This window comes from Sulfurovum sp. (assembly GCA_020525365.1).
Lineage (GTDB): Bacteria > Campylobacterota > Campylobacteria > Campylobacterales > Sulfurovaceae > Sulfurovum.
Genome location: JAIZOF010000001.1, coordinates 1430997 through 1448046, shown reverse-complemented (window position 1 = coordinate 1448046; position 17050 = coordinate 1430997). Strand labels below are relative to the sequence as shown.

General features: G+C 40.1%; 8 protein-coding genes and 1 pseudogene. 3 read left to right on the top strand and 6 right to left on the bottom strand.

The annotated features are described in order from the left end of the window. The 3 genes from LGB01_07095 to LGB01_07085 form a co-directional block, all read right to left on the bottom strand. Positions 1-188, bottom strand: a 188-nt coding sequence (locus tag LGB01_07095; protein MCB4753962.1) for a transcriptional regulator, incomplete at its 3' end; no start/stop codon positions are given. Continuing rightward, positions 185-1702 carry a DUF1538 domain-containing protein gene (locus LGB01_07090; protein MCB4753961.1) on the bottom strand — a complete coding sequence of 506 codons (1518 nt, stop codon included), beginning with the start codon at positions 1700-1702 and terminating at the stop codon, positions 185-187. The genes LGB01_07090 and LGB01_07095, both read right to left, overlap by 4 nt. Positions 1703-1823: 121 nt before the next feature. Continuing rightward, a complete protein-coding gene (locus LGB01_07085) occupies positions 1824-2711 on the bottom strand; it encodes a 5'-nucleotidase (protein ID MCB4753960.1) in 888 nt (295 codons plus the stop codon). A gap of 613 nt (positions 2712-3324) precedes the next feature. Between LGB01_07085 and LGB01_07080 the strand changes: the two genes are divergently transcribed. Continuing rightward, the gene (locus tag LGB01_07080) at positions 3325-4794 is read left to right on the top strand and encodes a DEAD/DEAH box helicase (GenBank protein ID MCB4753959.1); all 1470 of its coding nucleotides are present in this window, start codon (positions 3325-3327) and stop codon (positions 4792-4794) included. A 45-nt stretch (positions 4795-4839) separates the two neighbouring features. Here the strand turns inward: LGB01_07080 and LGB01_07075 are convergent, their stop codons facing one another. Then, positions 4840-6813, bottom strand: a complete 1974-nt coding sequence (locus LGB01_07075) for a thioredoxin domain-containing protein (GenBank protein ID MCB4753958.1) — start codon at positions 6811-6813, stop codon at positions 4840-4842. Between the two features lie 108 nt (positions 6814-6921). Between LGB01_07075 and LGB01_07070 the strand changes: the two genes are divergently transcribed. Next, positions 6922-7953 carry a sulfite exporter TauE/SafE family protein gene (locus tag LGB01_07070; protein ID MCB4753957.1) on the top strand — a complete coding sequence of 344 codons (1032 nt, stop codon included), beginning with the start codon at positions 6922-6924 and terminating at the stop codon, positions 7951-7953. Positions 7954-8015: 62 nt separating this feature from the next. Here the strand turns inward: LGB01_07070 and LGB01_07065 are convergent. Next, positions 8016-9608, bottom strand: a pseudogene (locus LGB01_07065) (PPC domain-containing protein). 1055 nt (positions 9609-10663) lie between these two features. Next, positions 10664-12316, bottom strand: coding sequence for a PPC domain-containing protein (locus LGB01_07060; protein ID MCB4753956.1), 1653 nt, complete (start codon positions 12314-12316; stop codon positions 10664-10666). 2041 nt (positions 12317-14357) lie between these two features. On the opposite strand from LGB01_07060, the gene LGB01_07055 reads away from it, so the two are divergent. Continuing rightward, a partial coding sequence (locus tag LGB01_07055) for a pre-peptidase C-terminal domain-containing protein (protein ID MCB4753955.1) occupies positions 14358-17050 on the top strand: 2693 nt, incomplete at its 3' end.

The following is a 17050-nucleotide window of genomic DNA, read 5'->3' as shown; positions in this document are numbered from 1 at the left end:
GGCAGTACAAAGAGTAGTGCTGAGACATTCTCTTCAAGGGTTAGCCCGAAGAAGACCTTCTTCTCTCTTAGTCCAATATTTTTACCATGCAGTATGGTGACTGAACCAGCTCCTGCCTTTTTTGCTACCTCTATAGCGTCCTCTTCATGTTTGTCTTCCAAGACAGCGACAAGTGCAGTAAATTTCATATATGCTCCTCCTTATGTTGGTGTGTCTTTTTACGATAGTACTCTGCACGTATGCCGTAACCCATCACCGTTAGCATGGGAAAGAGTGATGCAAAAGCAATAAGTCCAAATCCATCAATGAGTGGGTTTCGCCCTTCAATGTTTTCTGCTAGGCCTAGCCCTAATGCTGCTACCAGTGGTACAGTTACTGTTGAGGTGGTTACACCACCACTGTCATAGGCAATAGGGATAATATATTTAGGCGCTAGCCAGGTAAATAGAATGACAAAGATATAGCCGACAATGATATAGTAGTGGATAGGGTCACCAGAAACGATACGGTAGGCACCAAGTGTGATTCCAAGTGCTACACCGAGTGCAACAACTATACGTAAGATATGTTGTTTAATATTTCCTTCACTAATCTCTTCTGCCTTAATGGCGATGGCAAGTAGGGCAGGTTCTGCCATAGTGGTTGAAAAACCAATAAGAAAGGCAAAGAGATAGATAAGTAGATCATTTTTCATCTCTGTCAGCTGAAAGGCGATAGTCTCCCCAATAGGAAAAAGCCCCATCTCTAGCCCTACAATGAAGGCGTAGAGCCCTAAAATGACCATGACAATTCCCACAGAGATACGGTGCAGGTGTGCGACAGGTTTTTTGATGATGATGTACTGAAAGAAGAAGATTACCGCGATGATGGGGGCAACGTCCTTGACAGTGCCGACAAGGTCAAAGAAGAGATTACTCCAGAGGAAGTGATTGATTTGTTGGGTAGCCTGTTGTACAGTTTGGGTGACTGCCTGTACAGCCTGTGTACTCTCTCCTGTTGAGTAGGCAAGAATACCGTAGAACTGTACAAATATCATGGGTGTAAGTGATGCAAAAGCGATGAGTCCAAACCCATCAATGACAGGGTTGCGCCCCTTAATGGATGAGGAGAGTCCAATTCCTAGTGCTGCCACCAGTGGCACAGTTACTGTCGAGGTGGTTACACCACCGCTGTCATATGCTAATCCAATAATCTCTACTGGGGCAAAGAAGGTAACAGCTACAACAATAACATATCCACCAATAATATAGTAGCTGATAGGGTGACCTAGTAAAATACGAAGCACTCCTAGTGCAATAGCAAAGCCCACTGAAAGTGCTACAGTGATACGTAGCCAAAATGCATCAATAAGACCATGAGAAATAAGTGCTGCCTTCTTAGCAATGGCAATGAGTGCAGGTTCTGCAATGGTAGTAGAGAAACCTACAGTAAAAGCAAAAAGCAATAACCAAAAAATAGATCCCTTGCGGGCAAAATCCACTGCTAACCCTTCACCAATGGGGAAAATACCCAATTCTAATCCTCGTATGAAGAGTGCCAGCCCTACTGCCACGATGGTCAGTCCGATGATGATGGAGGGTAGGTTCTCCGGCACGGTTCGGATAATAGCGCCTTGAAAGAGGGTAACGACAATAATAATTGGTATAAGATCACTAAAAGCACTCTTTAGGTCGCCAGTAAATATTTTTAGACTAGATATCATAAAAACATTATAACTCCTCAAGGCTTCTTGTTGGTATCATGCAAGTATTTAGGTTACTGTATTGCACTCAATTGTAACTATTTGACCACCATGCAGATAAGTCAAATCTATAAAAATAAGATTATTGTTTATAAGGAACTTTTGCTGAAGGAGTTTTGTAGCTTGTCTTTTCTAAGTGTACGTCTTGATCGTCGAAGAAAATATCTGCTTTGAAAGATTTGATCACTCTGTGCTTCTCGATACCTCCAAGAAAAAAGGCTTCATCGATATGGACACTCCATGCATCAAAAGTACGAATAACACGTTTGAAAGTAGAAAAATTTCGTGCAGTGATAAGTGAGGTCTTGATGGGTGATTGCTCCATAGGAAACCTTTTCTGAATATGCGAGATCACCTTAAGTAGTTTGGCAAATGGTCCCTTAGGTAGTGGTTTGTTGGCATTTTTTCGCTCATGCTCCACAAAGGCTTCTAATCCATTCTTTTGATAGATTTTTTCTGATTCATCCGAGAAGAGTACCGCATCACCATCAAAAGCAATACGTACATCCTTTCTTTTTTTCTTCTTGTATTTTTTAGGAATAATACGTGCTGCGGCAATACCGGCATTGATAGCTTCTTGTACATCTTTCTCATGAGCAGAGAGAAAAAGGTCAACGTTAAAAGCTTTGAGATAATTACCAATAGGTGTACCCGATGTCCAGCCTGTCCGTTCAATATCGAGTTTGTACTTCTCTATAGAGTTTTGTATACGAAGTCCAGTAGCTGCATTGTTGCGTGAAAGTACAATTACCTCAATAAGTTTGTCATCAAAATGGCTATTAATACGCAGAATATTTTTAACAAAATCAAATGCTGCACCCCGTTTGAGTAGTTTGTTTTCATGATTAATCTGATAACGATAATACGCTTTTAGTCCCTTCTTTTCAAACAGCTGGTTTTCATTTTCTAAATCAAAGAGTGCTCTTGATGAGATTGCAATCACCAGTTTATGTTTCAACTCATATGCCATTTTAGCACCTTTTTAATATAGTATATCATGAAATACTCAAAAGATACTTTTATATTATTTGACACTTCAATATAATAAATTCAATACCAATTTTATATTTATATACTCCAAAATAGATCTGTATTATTAATAAGATACACAAAATAAAATTATAAGATTTAAATTAAGATAAATTTTATCTTAATTAGACTATAATACAACCATATCTTAGGTATCAGCTAGAAGACTTTTTTTCATTTTTCTTCCTTTGTAAAAGTTTTTTGTACCGACTTACCTCCCATACCCATAGCTTTTTATATGGCTGGTATCTAAGATATTATTATACTTAAAACCCAAGCCTCTCAATTCAAATCATACCTATCTTTTTCTACGAAAACCTGCTATAATGCCAAACTTTTTGCAAGAGCGTACTAAACTCCCTTATTGTGAGATAGGCAACATCTTTTCTATTCCCACGAAATATAAACGTGTGATACAGAAGTTTGGTATTGGTTGTATAAAAGAGGATTATTTTTTTATTGCCGTACCTTAGATTTGTCTAATGAGATTTGTCTAATGAGATGTTGCTATGCATTGAATAATACCGACTACTTTAACATAAAGAATAACGATTATGATATTTTCAGATTTTAACTTTAAGCCCACTATTTTTGATGCGGTAGCTCAAGCTGGATTTAAAGAGCCAAGCCCTGTACAGAAAGAGGCAATTCCTCTCATCCTCAAAGGTGCTGATATTATTGCACAGGCTCAAACAGGAACGGGAAAGACAGCAGCTTTTGGGTTGCCTATTATGAATATGATGAAAGCAGATGGTACCGTGGAAGGACTGGTTATTGTTCCTACCCGTGAATTGGCTATGCAGGTTAGTGACGAACTCTACCGTTTTGGAAAACTTTCTGGGCTTAAGACAGCAACGGTCTATGGTGGCACACCTTATGGTAAGCAGATTGAGCGTATCAAGCAGGCCTCTATTGTGGTTGCGACACCAGGCAGACTTCAAGACCTTCTAATGAGTGGAAAAATCAAGCTCAGTCCAACCTTTGTTGTGCTTGATGAGGCTGATGAGATGCTCGATATGGGATTTCTTGATGAGATCAAGAATATTTTTACTTTTCTGCCTCAAAAACGCCAAACATTGATGTTCTCTGCAACCATGCCAAAAGCAATCAGGAAACTAGCAGAAGAGATTCTTGATAGTCCAAAGACAGTTTCTATTACCAAGAGTGAAAGCACTAACTCTAAGATTGCACAGTATTACTATGTGGTACAAGAGCATGAAAGAGATGATGCACTTGTTAGACTTATTGATTATAAGAATCCTGACAAGTGTATTATCTTCTGCCGTATGAAAAAAGAGGTTGACAGACTTGTTTCACACTTGACCGCACAAGGACTAAAAGTCAGTGGCTTGCACGGTGATATGGAGCAAAAACAGCGCGAGGTAACCATCCGTTCTTTTAAGCAGGGCGGTATTGATGTCTTTGTAGCAACAGATGTGGCAGCCAGAGGACTTGATGTTAATGATGTCACCCATGTATTTAATTACCATATTCCTTTTGATTCTGAGAGTTATGTGCACCGCATTGGTCGTACTGGACGTGGTGGGAAAAGTGGTGAGGCAATTACACTTGTTAGTCCCAATGAATTGCGTACCATTAAACGTATTGAAAAAGATGTAGGCACCAAACTCATTACACAAGTTATTCCTACTCGAATAGAAGTACAAAATAATCGACAAGATGATCTCATTACTAAAATAGCCAATACACAGATTACTGATAAGGCAGTTGAGTTAGTCAAAACCTTACAACATGATCTTGACATTGTTACCATTGCACATCTACTCTCTTCGATGATACAGAGCGAAAATGCTGTCAAGGGTAAAGATATTATTGGTTTAGGACTTGAAGAGATTGAACTGCTTATTGAGCGTGCCATACAAAATCGTGGTAATGATAGGGAGAGAGGACGTGGTCGTAGCAGATATCGTGGAGATAACTCTAGACGAAGAGGCAGCAGTAATAAAAACCATCATAATAGAAATGGCCGTTCAAGCCGTAATGGTGGAAGAAATAGAGGGTAACCTCCTTTTTATTATAAGAAATTTGAGCTATATTTAGCCTCTGGGTTATTCCTGTATTGACTTCATATTGTTAGAAGATATTTTTCTCTTTTCTAGCACCTCTTGAACCCCATCTATATCCTTCTCATGTCCGAAACATGCCGAGGAGTTGCAGATCATGTAACCATCATTGGTGTCGGTCCTGAAGAGGGTGAAGGGGTAGGGGAGCCTGTCCTGCTGCCCCATATGCTTTTGCAGTTTCTCCTCTGTCGCTTTGATGATGATATCATCAAGCAGATAACGGATGACCATCTTGCTCAGTTTGGGAGTTGAGACGGGCTGGCGCATCACGTCGTAGGAGTGTATCTCGAGGCTTTTGAAGACAAACTTCTTGTAGACCGTGTCGATGAGTGAAGAGACGGAGTGAAGTACGCCAACCATCGTCGCAAGAGAGGAGGGATAGGAGCTGTCGTAGATCTCTGCATCGGTCTCAAACTCCCCACGTGAGAACTTCCACATGCCGTTCTTGTAGAACTTCTCTATGGTGGTATTGGCAAGTTTCTGTGCGATGATGAGGTGGGTCTCGTCAAGCGTCGTCTCATAGGCTTCGATGAGCGCTTCGCAGAGGTAGGCGTAGTCCTCCAAAAAGGCGTGGATCTTCGGTTCTTTGCCGATGAGGGTCGAGTGGAAGAGCTGCGAGTGGATGTACATGCTCTCAAGCAGTTTCTCCAGTGACTTCTTCGCCGGCTTGAGGTACTTTTCATCGACCCGGGCGGCTTTGAAGAGCGATGTGACCATCATGGCGTTCCATGAGGTGATAATTTTTTTGTCAATGAATGGATAGATTCGTTTCTCTTCTCTGCGTTTTTTTAATGCAGTTATAGCTTCTTGGTAGTAAGGAATTTTATTCATTTTTTGTGGGTTATCAATACGTACAATATTTTTGCCCTCAAAATTTCCTTCAGGGGTAATATGTAACGCCTTGCAGAGCCGGTCAAGTTCTTTTTTGGGAATACCGGCTTTGAGGAAGGATTTGCGTGCCTTCTCGTAGGTATAGACAAAATATTTACCCTCCTCCCCTTCGGTATCCGCATCACTGGCTGAATAGAAGAGGTGTTTCTCCTGCATCTTTTCAAGCATGAAGTCGAGGGTCTCGAACGCGACATCTTTGTAGAAGGCATCCTGTGTGACATGGTAGGCTTTGAGGTATACCTGTGAAAGTTGTGCGTTGTCGTAGGTCATCTTCTCAAAATGCGGTATAAGCCACTCATTATCAGTAGCATAGCGACAGAAACCACCCTCAACAAGATCTCTTAGACCGCCTTTTGCCATATTGACTAGCTGTTTTTCTACCATGCCACGTGTCTCTTTATTGCCATTCAGGGCATGGATATCAAGCAACAGATCAAGCAAAGAGGCTTGTGGAAATTTGGGTGCTTTGCTAAAACCACCAAAGTGGTGATCATACAGTGTGTCTGCATGCTCAATAGTACGGCTGATAATACTAACATCAAGTTTGGTTGCTTGAATCTTGTCTTTATCAGGATTGAGGTGTTTGAGTATCTTTTCTGCCTCTTCGACGAGTATACCCTTCTCATTTTTGTATTTATCTGCAATGACTTCAAGCAACGTAGAGAAGCTCATCATACCATAGCGTGGTTCTGGTGGAATGTAGGTAGCTGAGTAGAAGGGTTTGAGATCTTCAGTCAGAAAAATGGAGGTGGGCCAGCCACCAGGTCTACCATTCATCAGTTGATAGACCTCTTGAAAGTGCTTGTCAATGTCTGGTCTCTCTTCACGGTCAACCTTAATGCTTACAAAGTGTTTGTTAAGTATTTCAGCAGTTTGAGGGTCTTCAAATGATTCATGCTCCATAACATGGCACCAGTGACAAGAGCTGTAGCCAATGCTTAGAAAAATTGGCTTGTGCTCATTGGTTGCTTTCCTAAAAGCCTCTTCCCCCCAAGGGTACCAGTGAACAGGATTGTTAGCATGTTGTTGCAAATAGGGAGAGTGTTCGTCCTTAAGATAGTTTGCCATTTTGTCCTCAATGATATATAGTTAATCCATTTTTGATAAGATTACAATAAGTTTACATACAAATAGTACAATACAATACTATAAATTTAGAATATAAAGAGAGAGAAAATGCAGTCTATGGTCAAAAAGTTACTCTTTTGGGGGCTCCTCCTCAATACATTTGTCTTTGGTGATTTTGCCAGTATACTTGCCAAAAAATCAGTATTCCTCCAGCCTGAAGAGGCATTTCATATTGTAGCAGTACAAAAAGAGGATACCATTGAAACCAAGGTAACACTTGCAGATACCATACATATTTACAAGGAGGATGTAAAGTTTCGCATTGTGGCACCTCAGAAATTGACGTTACACCCTAAGTTGCCACCAGCACACGAGATAGATGGTGACAAGGTTTACGAAAAAGAGATGGTTGTGAAGATTCCTGTCAAAGAGATTACCTCAAAAGTCAAAGGAGACTATACACTTGAGATTGAAGTGGTTGGTTGTTCAGATAAGGGTATCTGCTATCAGCCTTTCCAAAAACAGTTTACCTTTAAGGGCAGAGTACCAAGTGTGTTTGATAAAATCTCCTCTTTGACACAAGAGGGCAATACAGCAAATATTGCCAATGTATTAGGTAGCGAGAGCTCCCTTTTTATCATTATACTCTTTTTCATTTTTGGGTTGCTGTTGGCACTGACACCGTGTATTTTCCCCATGATCCCCATTCTCTCTTCCATTATTGTTTCACAAGCGGGTGACCAAAAGCCGAGTGTTGCTAAAGCTTTTTTCACATCACTTGTCTATGTGATTGCTATGGCGCTGACCTATACCGTGGTTGGTGTGGTTGCAGGGCTTGCAGGAGCAGACATCCAAACAGCCATGCAGAACCCATGGGCACTGACTGCATTTGCAGCAATGTTTGTTGCACTTGCCTTCTCGCTTTTTGGNCCACCAGCATTATCATTGAATGCAATCTGGCGACCATTTGCATCTAAAAGAGTTCCGTATGTATCTGTTAAGCCTGTTGTCTCTACAGCCAATATTCCTCTGCTGGGAATGTGGATTTTAAACCAATCTTCATCTCCAGCTGTTTCAATACTTCCTGATGTTGTGCTGTTTGGATTGATGGGTGTTGCTGTACTTCTAGTGTTGGCATGATCATCAGGCAAAAAATGAGACACAAGCATATAAGAACCAGTTCTCGTAGCACTACTGTGTTTCACTTTCACATAATAGGTTCCAGCCGCTGTGATGAGCTTTGAGATTTTAAAGTTCTGACCTAAACCGCCAGCATTATCATTGAATGCAATCTGGCGACCATTTGCATCTAAAAGAGTTCCGTATGTATCTGTTACACCTGTTGTCTCTACAACCAATGTTCCTCTACTGGGGATGTGGATTTTAAAGAAATCTTTATCATTAGCTACTTCGATGTTCCCCTGTGTTGTGCTGTTTGGATTGATGGGTGTTGCTGTACTTATAGTATCGGGACGATTATTCGGTGTAAAATGAGACACAAACGCATAAGAACCAATTCCTGTAGAACTATGGTGTTTCACTCTTACATAATATACTCCAGCCACTGTAATGAACTTTGAGATTTTAAAGTTACGATCTGAACCACTATTGTCATCCAATGCAAGTTGAATACCGCTTCTATCTAAAAGGTACCCATATGTATCTGTTGAGCCAGTTGTCTCTATAACCAGTGCTCCTCCCCTATTAGGGATTTCGATTTTAAAGTAATCTACATCCCCAGCAAAGTCAATGTGCCCCTGTTTTGTATTGTTGAGACCTATGGGTGTTGCTGTATAGGCATCATATCCATAATCACTAGGTATAAAATGAGACACAAGTGCATAACTGCCAGTTCTCGTAGTACTATGGTGTTTTACTTTCACATAATAGGTTCCAGCCGCTGTGATGAACTTTGAGATTTTAAAGTTACGGTCCGAACTACTCATATTATCATTGGATGCAAGCTGGACACCACTTGCATTGTAAAGGTATCCTTTTGTATCTGTGGTGCCAGTTGTCTCTACAGCCAGTGCTCCGGCACGAGGGATTACAATTTTAAACCAATCTTCATCTCTAAATACTTCAAGATTTCCTGATGTTGTGCCATCTGGCTCCATAGGTGTTGCTGAATCCATAAGATTACTATGGTCATCAAAACGTATAATAAGCCTATAACGACCTGTTGATGAAACACTACTGTGTTTCACTTTCACATAATAGGTTCCAGCCGCTGTGATGGACTTTGAGATTTTAAAGTTCTGACCTGAACCACCATTGTCATCCAATGCAATCTGGGTACCGCTTGCATCGTAAAGAGATCCTTTTGTGTCTGTTAAGCCGACTGTCTTTGCAACCAGTGTTCCGGTACGAGGGATTACGATTTTAAACCAATCTGCGTCCCCAGCTCTATTAATGCGACCTTGTGTTGTACTGGCTAGACTGATCGTTCCTGCATCATCCCTGCTATTGGTATAATCATCGGCTATCAAATGAGACACAAGCGAATAATCGCCTGTTGATGAAGCAGTATGGTGTTTCACTTTCACATAGTAGGTTCCAGTTGTTACAAATTTTGAGATTTGAAAGTTATTATCTGAACTACTTATATTATCATTAAATGCAATTTCTCTGCCACCTGCATCGTAAAGGAATCCTTCTGTATCTGTGGTGCCTGTTGTCTCTACAACCAATATTCCTGTACCAGAGATTACGATTTTAAACCAATCTACGTCCCCAGCTTTATTAATACGTCCTGATGTTTGGTTGTTTAACTTTATGGGTGTTGCTGTATCCATAAGATTGCCATGATCATCAGATGGTACTACTTCATCTTTTTGTTTTTGAATACAACGGACTGAGTAGCCATATGCACGACCTTTTGTCTCTATCTTTCCCGTATTGTCTTGATCAAAAGAGAGAGTTCGTGCCATTTTATTTGAAAATTTGTCTGAAGCCATATAGTAACCAAAAGCATCCTCCAAAAAACCATTGCTTGCACTTTTAAAAACCTCTATACTGTTTTTAGTATTGTTGCGAAATCCTGCCAAAGGAAATTTCAATGTAACATCAAAGTCAGATTCATAAGATTCACGAATCAACTCCTCTGCAGTAGGTACCCTAAACCCTTTAGGGCATATGCCTGTACCGTCTGTTTTCCATAAAAATGCTTCTCTTTGGGCACCATTATCGTCCACACCATCGACTACCCAATCTGTCGTAGTGTTATTGACAGTAATAAACGCACTAAATGAAGGACGTATGGTTGTTGCTCGCCGATTTGTCTTATCTGGAAATGCAATCTGATGTCCATCTGCTGGTCTTCCCCACTGAAAGTAGTAACCATATGATGCCTCATCAGAAAGTGAGGTAGCTACCTGTGAGGCACCTATATTTCTGTCTAGCCATATTCGACCTGTTTTACTGGTTACACACCCGTACGTAAGACCTTTATACATGATTGCTTTAGTAGTACATGATATGGTCTTAGAAGTAAGCCTATTACCACTATTGGTACTACCGCATGCACCAAGGATTGCTATTACTATTGTGGCTACTGACCACTGTAAATATGATTTCATATCTTCTCACCTTTTTAAGGTTTTTTGTTGCATTGCTCTATTTTTTTCAATACAACGAAAAAGCACTCCACGCAGATGTAGCCCTTATTATACCCTACAAGCCTTTAATGTAGTGGCAAGTATTTTGCCTATAAACCCTTTAGGATCTATGAAAGCTCACTACCAGCATGAAGATGATTGCCATGCAAACACTCAAAAGAGTACAACGCACCTACAACAGCACTTTAGTGAAAAGTGCTGTATAAAACTACTTATTGGTTTGGGCTAGGTTGCTAATTGGGTATAAACCGAGAAAAAAAGGTGTAACTATCAGTTAGCGAAGCATGCACTTGCACATAAAATGTTCTACCCAAGTAATAAATTTTCCCACTACTTCCAGCTGCTGATGAAGCACTCACTCTCACATAGTATGTTCCAGCCGTAAGGGATCGTGTGATTGAAATGGTATTGGTTGCACGTACAGTCAATGCTCCTCCCCCACTAGGGATTTCAATTTTAAACCAATCTACATCCCTGGTTATTGTTAACCAATCTCTATCCCCGGTTACTTCAAAGCGTCCCCGTGTTGTACTGTTTGGATTGATGGATATTGCTGTGCTTCTATCGTCATCTTGCCTAGGTGCAAACTGAGAAATAAGCGTATAGCCATTGCCAGCTACTTGATTATTATAATTTCTCACTCTCACATAATAGGTTCCAGCGGTGACAAATTTTGAGATTTTAAAGTTATTGCCTGTATCACTAACATCATCATTGAATACAAGTCGAGTACCATTTGTATCTAAAAGCTCTCCGACTGTATCTCCTGAACCGGTTGTATGTACAGTCAACACTCCTCCTTCGCTAGGGATTATGATTTTAAACCAATCATTATCTCCAGCTTTATCAATGCTTCCTGATGTTGTACTGTTGGGGTCTATAAGTGTTGCTGTTTCTTTAGTATTGCCATGGTCATCAGAAACGTCTGCTTGTAGTGTAAAACGCGTAACAAGCGAATAAGAACCGATTTTTGAAGCAAAATAGTATTTCACTTTTATATAATAGGTTCCAGCGGTGACGATTTGTGAGATTCTAAAGTTCCGGTCTGTACCACTATTATCATCAGATACAGGTCTGGCACTACTTGGATTGTAAAGGGTTCCGACTGTATCTCCTGAACCAGTTGTATATACAGTCAATCTTCCTACACTTCCACGAGGGATTACGATTTTGAAGTAATCTATGTCCCCAAATGTTTCAATACTTCCTAATGTTGTGCTGTTGAGGTCTATGGGTGTTGCTGTATTTTTACTGCCACCATGATCATCAAGAACTTGTGCTTGTGATGTTTCACCGGCTATAAACCTTGTAATAAGCGAATAAGAGCCAGTTGACACAGAACGATGGTGTCTTACTTTTACATAATAGACTCCAGCCGTTATAAATTTTGAAATTCTAAAGTTATTGTCTGTACCATGATTATTATCGTACACAAGTTGGGTACCATGTGTATCGTAAAGGAATCCTTCTGTATCTGTTGAGCCGGTTGTACTTACAGTTAATGTTCCTCTACGAGGGATTACAATTTTAAACCAATCTTCATCCCCAGCCACTTCAATACGATCTTGTGTTGTACTATTGAGGTCTATGGATATTGCTGTAGTTTTACTATTGGTATGATCGAGTATAAAACGAGACACAAGTGTGTAATGACCCGTTGACACAGAACGATAGTGTTTCACTTCCACATAATAGGTTCCAGCCGTTACACCTTTTGAGATTTTAAAATTAGAACCCAAACTACCGTTAGCATTATCATTTCGCACAATCTTATTACCGCTTGCATCCAAAAGGGTTCCAACTGTATCTGTTGAGCCAGTTGTATTGATAACCAATGTTCCTGCAGCAGGGATTTGGATTTTAAAATAATCTTTATCTCTAGGTATTTCAATACTTCCTGGTGTTGTACTGTTTAGACTGATGGATATGGGTAATAGGAATTCAGCAGCAAACGACGTCTAAACAGTACAACACCAGGGAAGTAATAAATACCTAGAGATAAAGTATTATTTTAAAATCCAAATCCCCTGCTGCAACATTGGTTGGCTATCAATACAACTGCCCAACAGATGGCGCTGGAACCCTTTTAATGCAAGCGGTACGACAAAAGGAAATGAGAAGCACGGTAGTTTGGGTTCCACTTTAAAATCCTCGTGTAACGGCTTGAACCTATTATGCAGCGGAAACACTACTTGTCTCTATGTCAACGGCCATTAAGCACACTTGTGTCCTCGTTTTATACCGATCATACCAATAGTAAAACCACAGCAATATCCATAGACCCCAATAGTACAACAAGACTGCATTGAAGTGGCTGGGATGAAAGATTAGTTTTAAAATTGTAATCCCTCGTGGTAGAAACACAACTGTAAGTACAAACTGGCTCAACAGGATACAGAAGGATTCCTCGATGATACACACATGGCACCCAACTTGTGTACGATAAGCAATAATCATGGTACAGACAACTTTTAGAATTTCAAAATTTATAACGGCTGGAGTCTATTATGTAAAAGTAAGACACCATCGTTCTGTGTCAATCCGGCTCTTATTCGCTTCACAAGGTTTATAGTTTGGTGAAACATCACAAGCACAAGTTCTGATGATCATGGTGGCAGTAAAAATACAAAACACCCATAGACCTCAACAGCAATAACAACATTAGGAAGTATTGAAACATTTGGGGACATAGATTACTTCAAAATCGTAATCCCTCGTGGAAGTGTAGGAAGATCAATTGTATATGTACAACTGGTTCAGGAGATACAGTTTGAACCCTTTACAATCCAAGTAGTGCCAGACCTGTATCTGATGATAATAGTGGTAAATAGACCGAACTTTGTGAATCTCACAAATCGTCACCGTTGGAACCTATTATATAAAAAGTAAAATACTATTTTGTTTCCAAAATCGGTTCTTATTCGTTTGTTACGTTTTACACTACAAGCAGACGTTCTGATGACCATGGCAATAATTAAAAGAAAACAGCAACACTTATAGACCCCAAATGCACAACATCAGGAAGCATTGATAAAGCTGGAGATAATGATTGGTTTAAAATCATAATCCCTCATGTGAAATATGGTGTTGACTGGTAACATACAACCGGTTCAGGAGATACAGTCGGAGAGCTTTAGATACAAATGGTACTCGACTTGTATTCAATGATGATGTTAGTGATACAGACAATAATCCTTTAAAATCTCAAAATTTGTCACCGCTGAACCTATTATGTATGAGAAATTATATTAATCAAGTAGCTGGCAAGTAATGGCTATATACGCTTATTTCTCAGTTTGCACCTAGGGCAAGATGATTATAGAAGCACAGCAATATCCATCAATCCAAACAGTACAACATGGGACGCTTTGAAGTAACCGTGATAGAGATTGGTTAACAATAACCAGGGATGTAGATTGTTTAAAATTGAAACCCCTAGTGGGGGAGGAGATTGACTGTACGTGCAACCAATACCATTTCAATCACAATGATCCCTACGGCTGGAATACCATGTGAGAGTGAGCGCTTTCCACTCAAAGCAGCTGGAAGTAGTGGGAAAATTCTATTACTTGGGTAGAAATACTATGCAAGTGCATGCTCTAGCTAACTGATAGCTATAATCCTTTTCCTCGGTTTATACCCACTAGCAACTCCAGCCCAAAACCAATAAGTAGTTTTTATACAGCACTTTCACCAAAGTGCTGTTGTAAGTGCGTTGTAATTTTGAGTGTTTGCATGGCAATCATCTTCATGCTGGTAGTGAGCTTTCGTAGAGCCTAGCAATTTATAGGCAAAATACTCTGCCACTACTACATTTCAAAGGCTTCCAGGGTGTGCTACAAGGGCTACATCTGCGTGGGAGTGCTTCTTTTCTGGGTTGCATTGAAAAATAGAGCAATGCAACAAAACCTTAAAAGGTGAGAAGATATGAAATCATATTTACAGTGGTCAGTAGCCACAATAGTAATAGCAATCCTTGGTGCATGCGGTAGTACCAATAGTGGTAATAGGCTTACTTCTAAGACCATATCATGTACTACTAAAGCAATCATGTATAAAGGTCTTACGTACGGGTGTGTAACCAGTAAAACAGGTCGAATATGGCTAGACAGAAATATAGGTGCCTCACAGGTAGCTACCTCACTTTCTGATGAGGCATCATATGGTTACTACTTTCAGTGGGGAAGACCAGCAGATGGACATCAGATTGCATTTCCAGATAAGACAAATCGGCGAGCAACAACCATACGTCCTTCATTTAGTGCGTTTATTACTGTCAATAACACTACGACAGATTGGGTAGTCGATGGTGTGGACGATAATGGTGCCCAAAGAGAAGCATTTTTATGGAAAACAGACGGTACAGGCATATGCCCTAAAGGGTTTAGGGTACCTACTGCAGAGGAGTTGATTCGTGAATCTTATGAATCTGACTTTGATGTTACATTGAAATTTCCTTTGGCAGGATTTCGCAACAATACTAAAAACAGTATAGAGGTTTTTAAAAGTGCAAGCAATGGTTTTTTGGAGGATGCTTTTGGTTACTATATGGCTTCAGACAAATTTTCAAATAAAATGGCACGAACTCTCTCTTTTGATCAAGACAATACGGGAAAGATAGAGACAAAAGGTCGTGCATATGGCTACTCAGTCCGTTGTATTCAAAAACAAAAAGATGAAGTAGTACCATCTGATGATCATGGCAATCTTATGGATACAGCAACACCCATAAAGTTAAACAACCAAACATCAGGACGTATTAATAAAGCTGGGGACGTAGATTGGTTTAAAATCGTAATCTCTGGTACAGGAATATTGGTTGTAGAGACAACAGGCACCACAGATACAGAAGGATTCCTTTACGATGCAGGTGGCAGAGAAATTGCATTTAATGATAATATAAGTAGTTCAGATAATAACTTTCAAATCTCAAAATTTGTAACAACTGGAACCTACTATGTGAAAGTGAAACACCATACTGCTTCATCAACAGGCGATTATTCGCTTGTGTCTCATTTGATAGCCGATGATTATACCAATAGCAGGGATGATGCAGGAACGATCAGTCTAGCCAGTACAACACAAGGTCGCATTAATAGAGCTGGGGACGCAGATTGGTTTAAAATCGTAATCCCTCGTACCGGAACACTGGTTGCAAAGACAGTCGGCTTAACAGACACAAAAGGATCTCTTTACGATGCAAGCGGTACCCAGATTGCATTGGATGACAATGGTGGTTCAGGTCAGAACTTTAAAATCTCAAAGTCCATCACAGCGGCTGGAACCTATTATGTGAAAGTGAAACACAGTAGTGTTTCATCAACAGGTCGTTATAGGCTTATTATACGTTTTGATGACCATAGTAATCTTATGGATTCAGCAACACCTATGGAGCCAGATGGCACAACATCAGGAAATCTTGAAGTATTTAGAGATGAAGATTGGTTTAAAATTGTAATCCCTCGTGCCGGAGCACTGGCTGTAGAGACAACTGGCACCACAGATACAAAAGGATACCTTTACAATGCAAGTGGTGTCCAGCTTGCATCCAATGATAATATGAGTAGTTCGGACCGTAACTTTAAAATCTCAAAGTTCATCACAGCGGCTGGAACCTATTATGTGAAAGTAAAACACCATAGTACTACGAGAACTGGCAGTTATGCACTTGTGTCTCATTTTATACCTAGTGATTATGGATATGATGCCTATACAGCAACACCCATAGGTCTCAACAATACAAAACAGGGGCACATTGACTTTGCTGGGGATGTAGATTACTTTAAAATCGAAATCCCTAATAGGGGAGGAGCACTGGTTATAGAGACAACTGGCTCAACAGATACATATGGGTACCTTTTAGATAGAAGCGGTATTCAACTTGCATTGGATGACAATAGTGGTTCAGATCGTAACTTTAAAATCTCAAAGTTCATTACAGTGGCTGGAGTATATTATGTAAGAGTGAAACACCATAGTTCTACAGGAATTGGTTCTTATGCGTTTGTGTCTCATTTTACACCGAATAATCGTCCCGATACTATAAGTACAGCAACACCCATCAATCCAAACAGCACAACACAGGGGAACATCGAAGTAGCTAATGATAAAGATTTCTTTAAAATCCACATCCCCAGTAGAGGAACATTGGTTGTAGAGACAACAGGTGTAACAGATACATACGGAACTCTTTTAGATGCAAATGGTCGCCAGATTGCATTCAATGATAATGCTGGCGGTTTAGGTCAGAACTTTAAAATCTCAAAGCTCATCACAGCGGCTGGAACCTATTATGTGAAAGTGAAACACAGTAGTGCTACGAGAACTGGTTCTTATATGCTTGTGTCTCATTTTTTGCCTGATGATCATGCCAACACTAGAAGTACAGCAACACCCATCAATCCAAACAGCACAACATCAGGAAGTATTGAAACAGCTGGAGATGAAGATTGGTTTAAAATCCACATTCCCAGCAGAGGAATATTGGCTGTAGAGACAACAGGCTTAACAGATACATACGGAACTCTTTTAGATGCAAATGGTCGCCAGATTGCATTCAATGATAATGCTGGTGGTGATGCAAATGGTCGCCAGATTGCATTCAATGATAATGCTGGTGG

What these genes read in the sequence shown, in the direction of transcription:
- LGB01_07080 (MCB4753959.1), top strand. Translation starts at nt 3,325, where the DNA reads ATGATATTTTCAGATTTTAACTTTAAGCCCACTATTTTTGATGCGGTA.
- LGB01_07075 (MCB4753958.1), bottom strand. Translation starts at nt 6,813, where the DNA reads ATGGCAAACTATCTTAAGGACGAACACTCTCCCTATTTGCAACAACAT.
- LGB01_07090 (MCB4753961.1), bottom strand. Translation starts at nt 1,702, where the DNA reads ATGATATCTAGTCTAAAAATATTTACTGGCGACCTAAAGAGTGCTTTT.
- LGB01_07085 (MCB4753960.1), bottom strand. Translation starts at nt 2,711, where the DNA reads ATGGCATATGAGTTGAAACATAAACTGGTGATTGCAATCTCATCAAGA.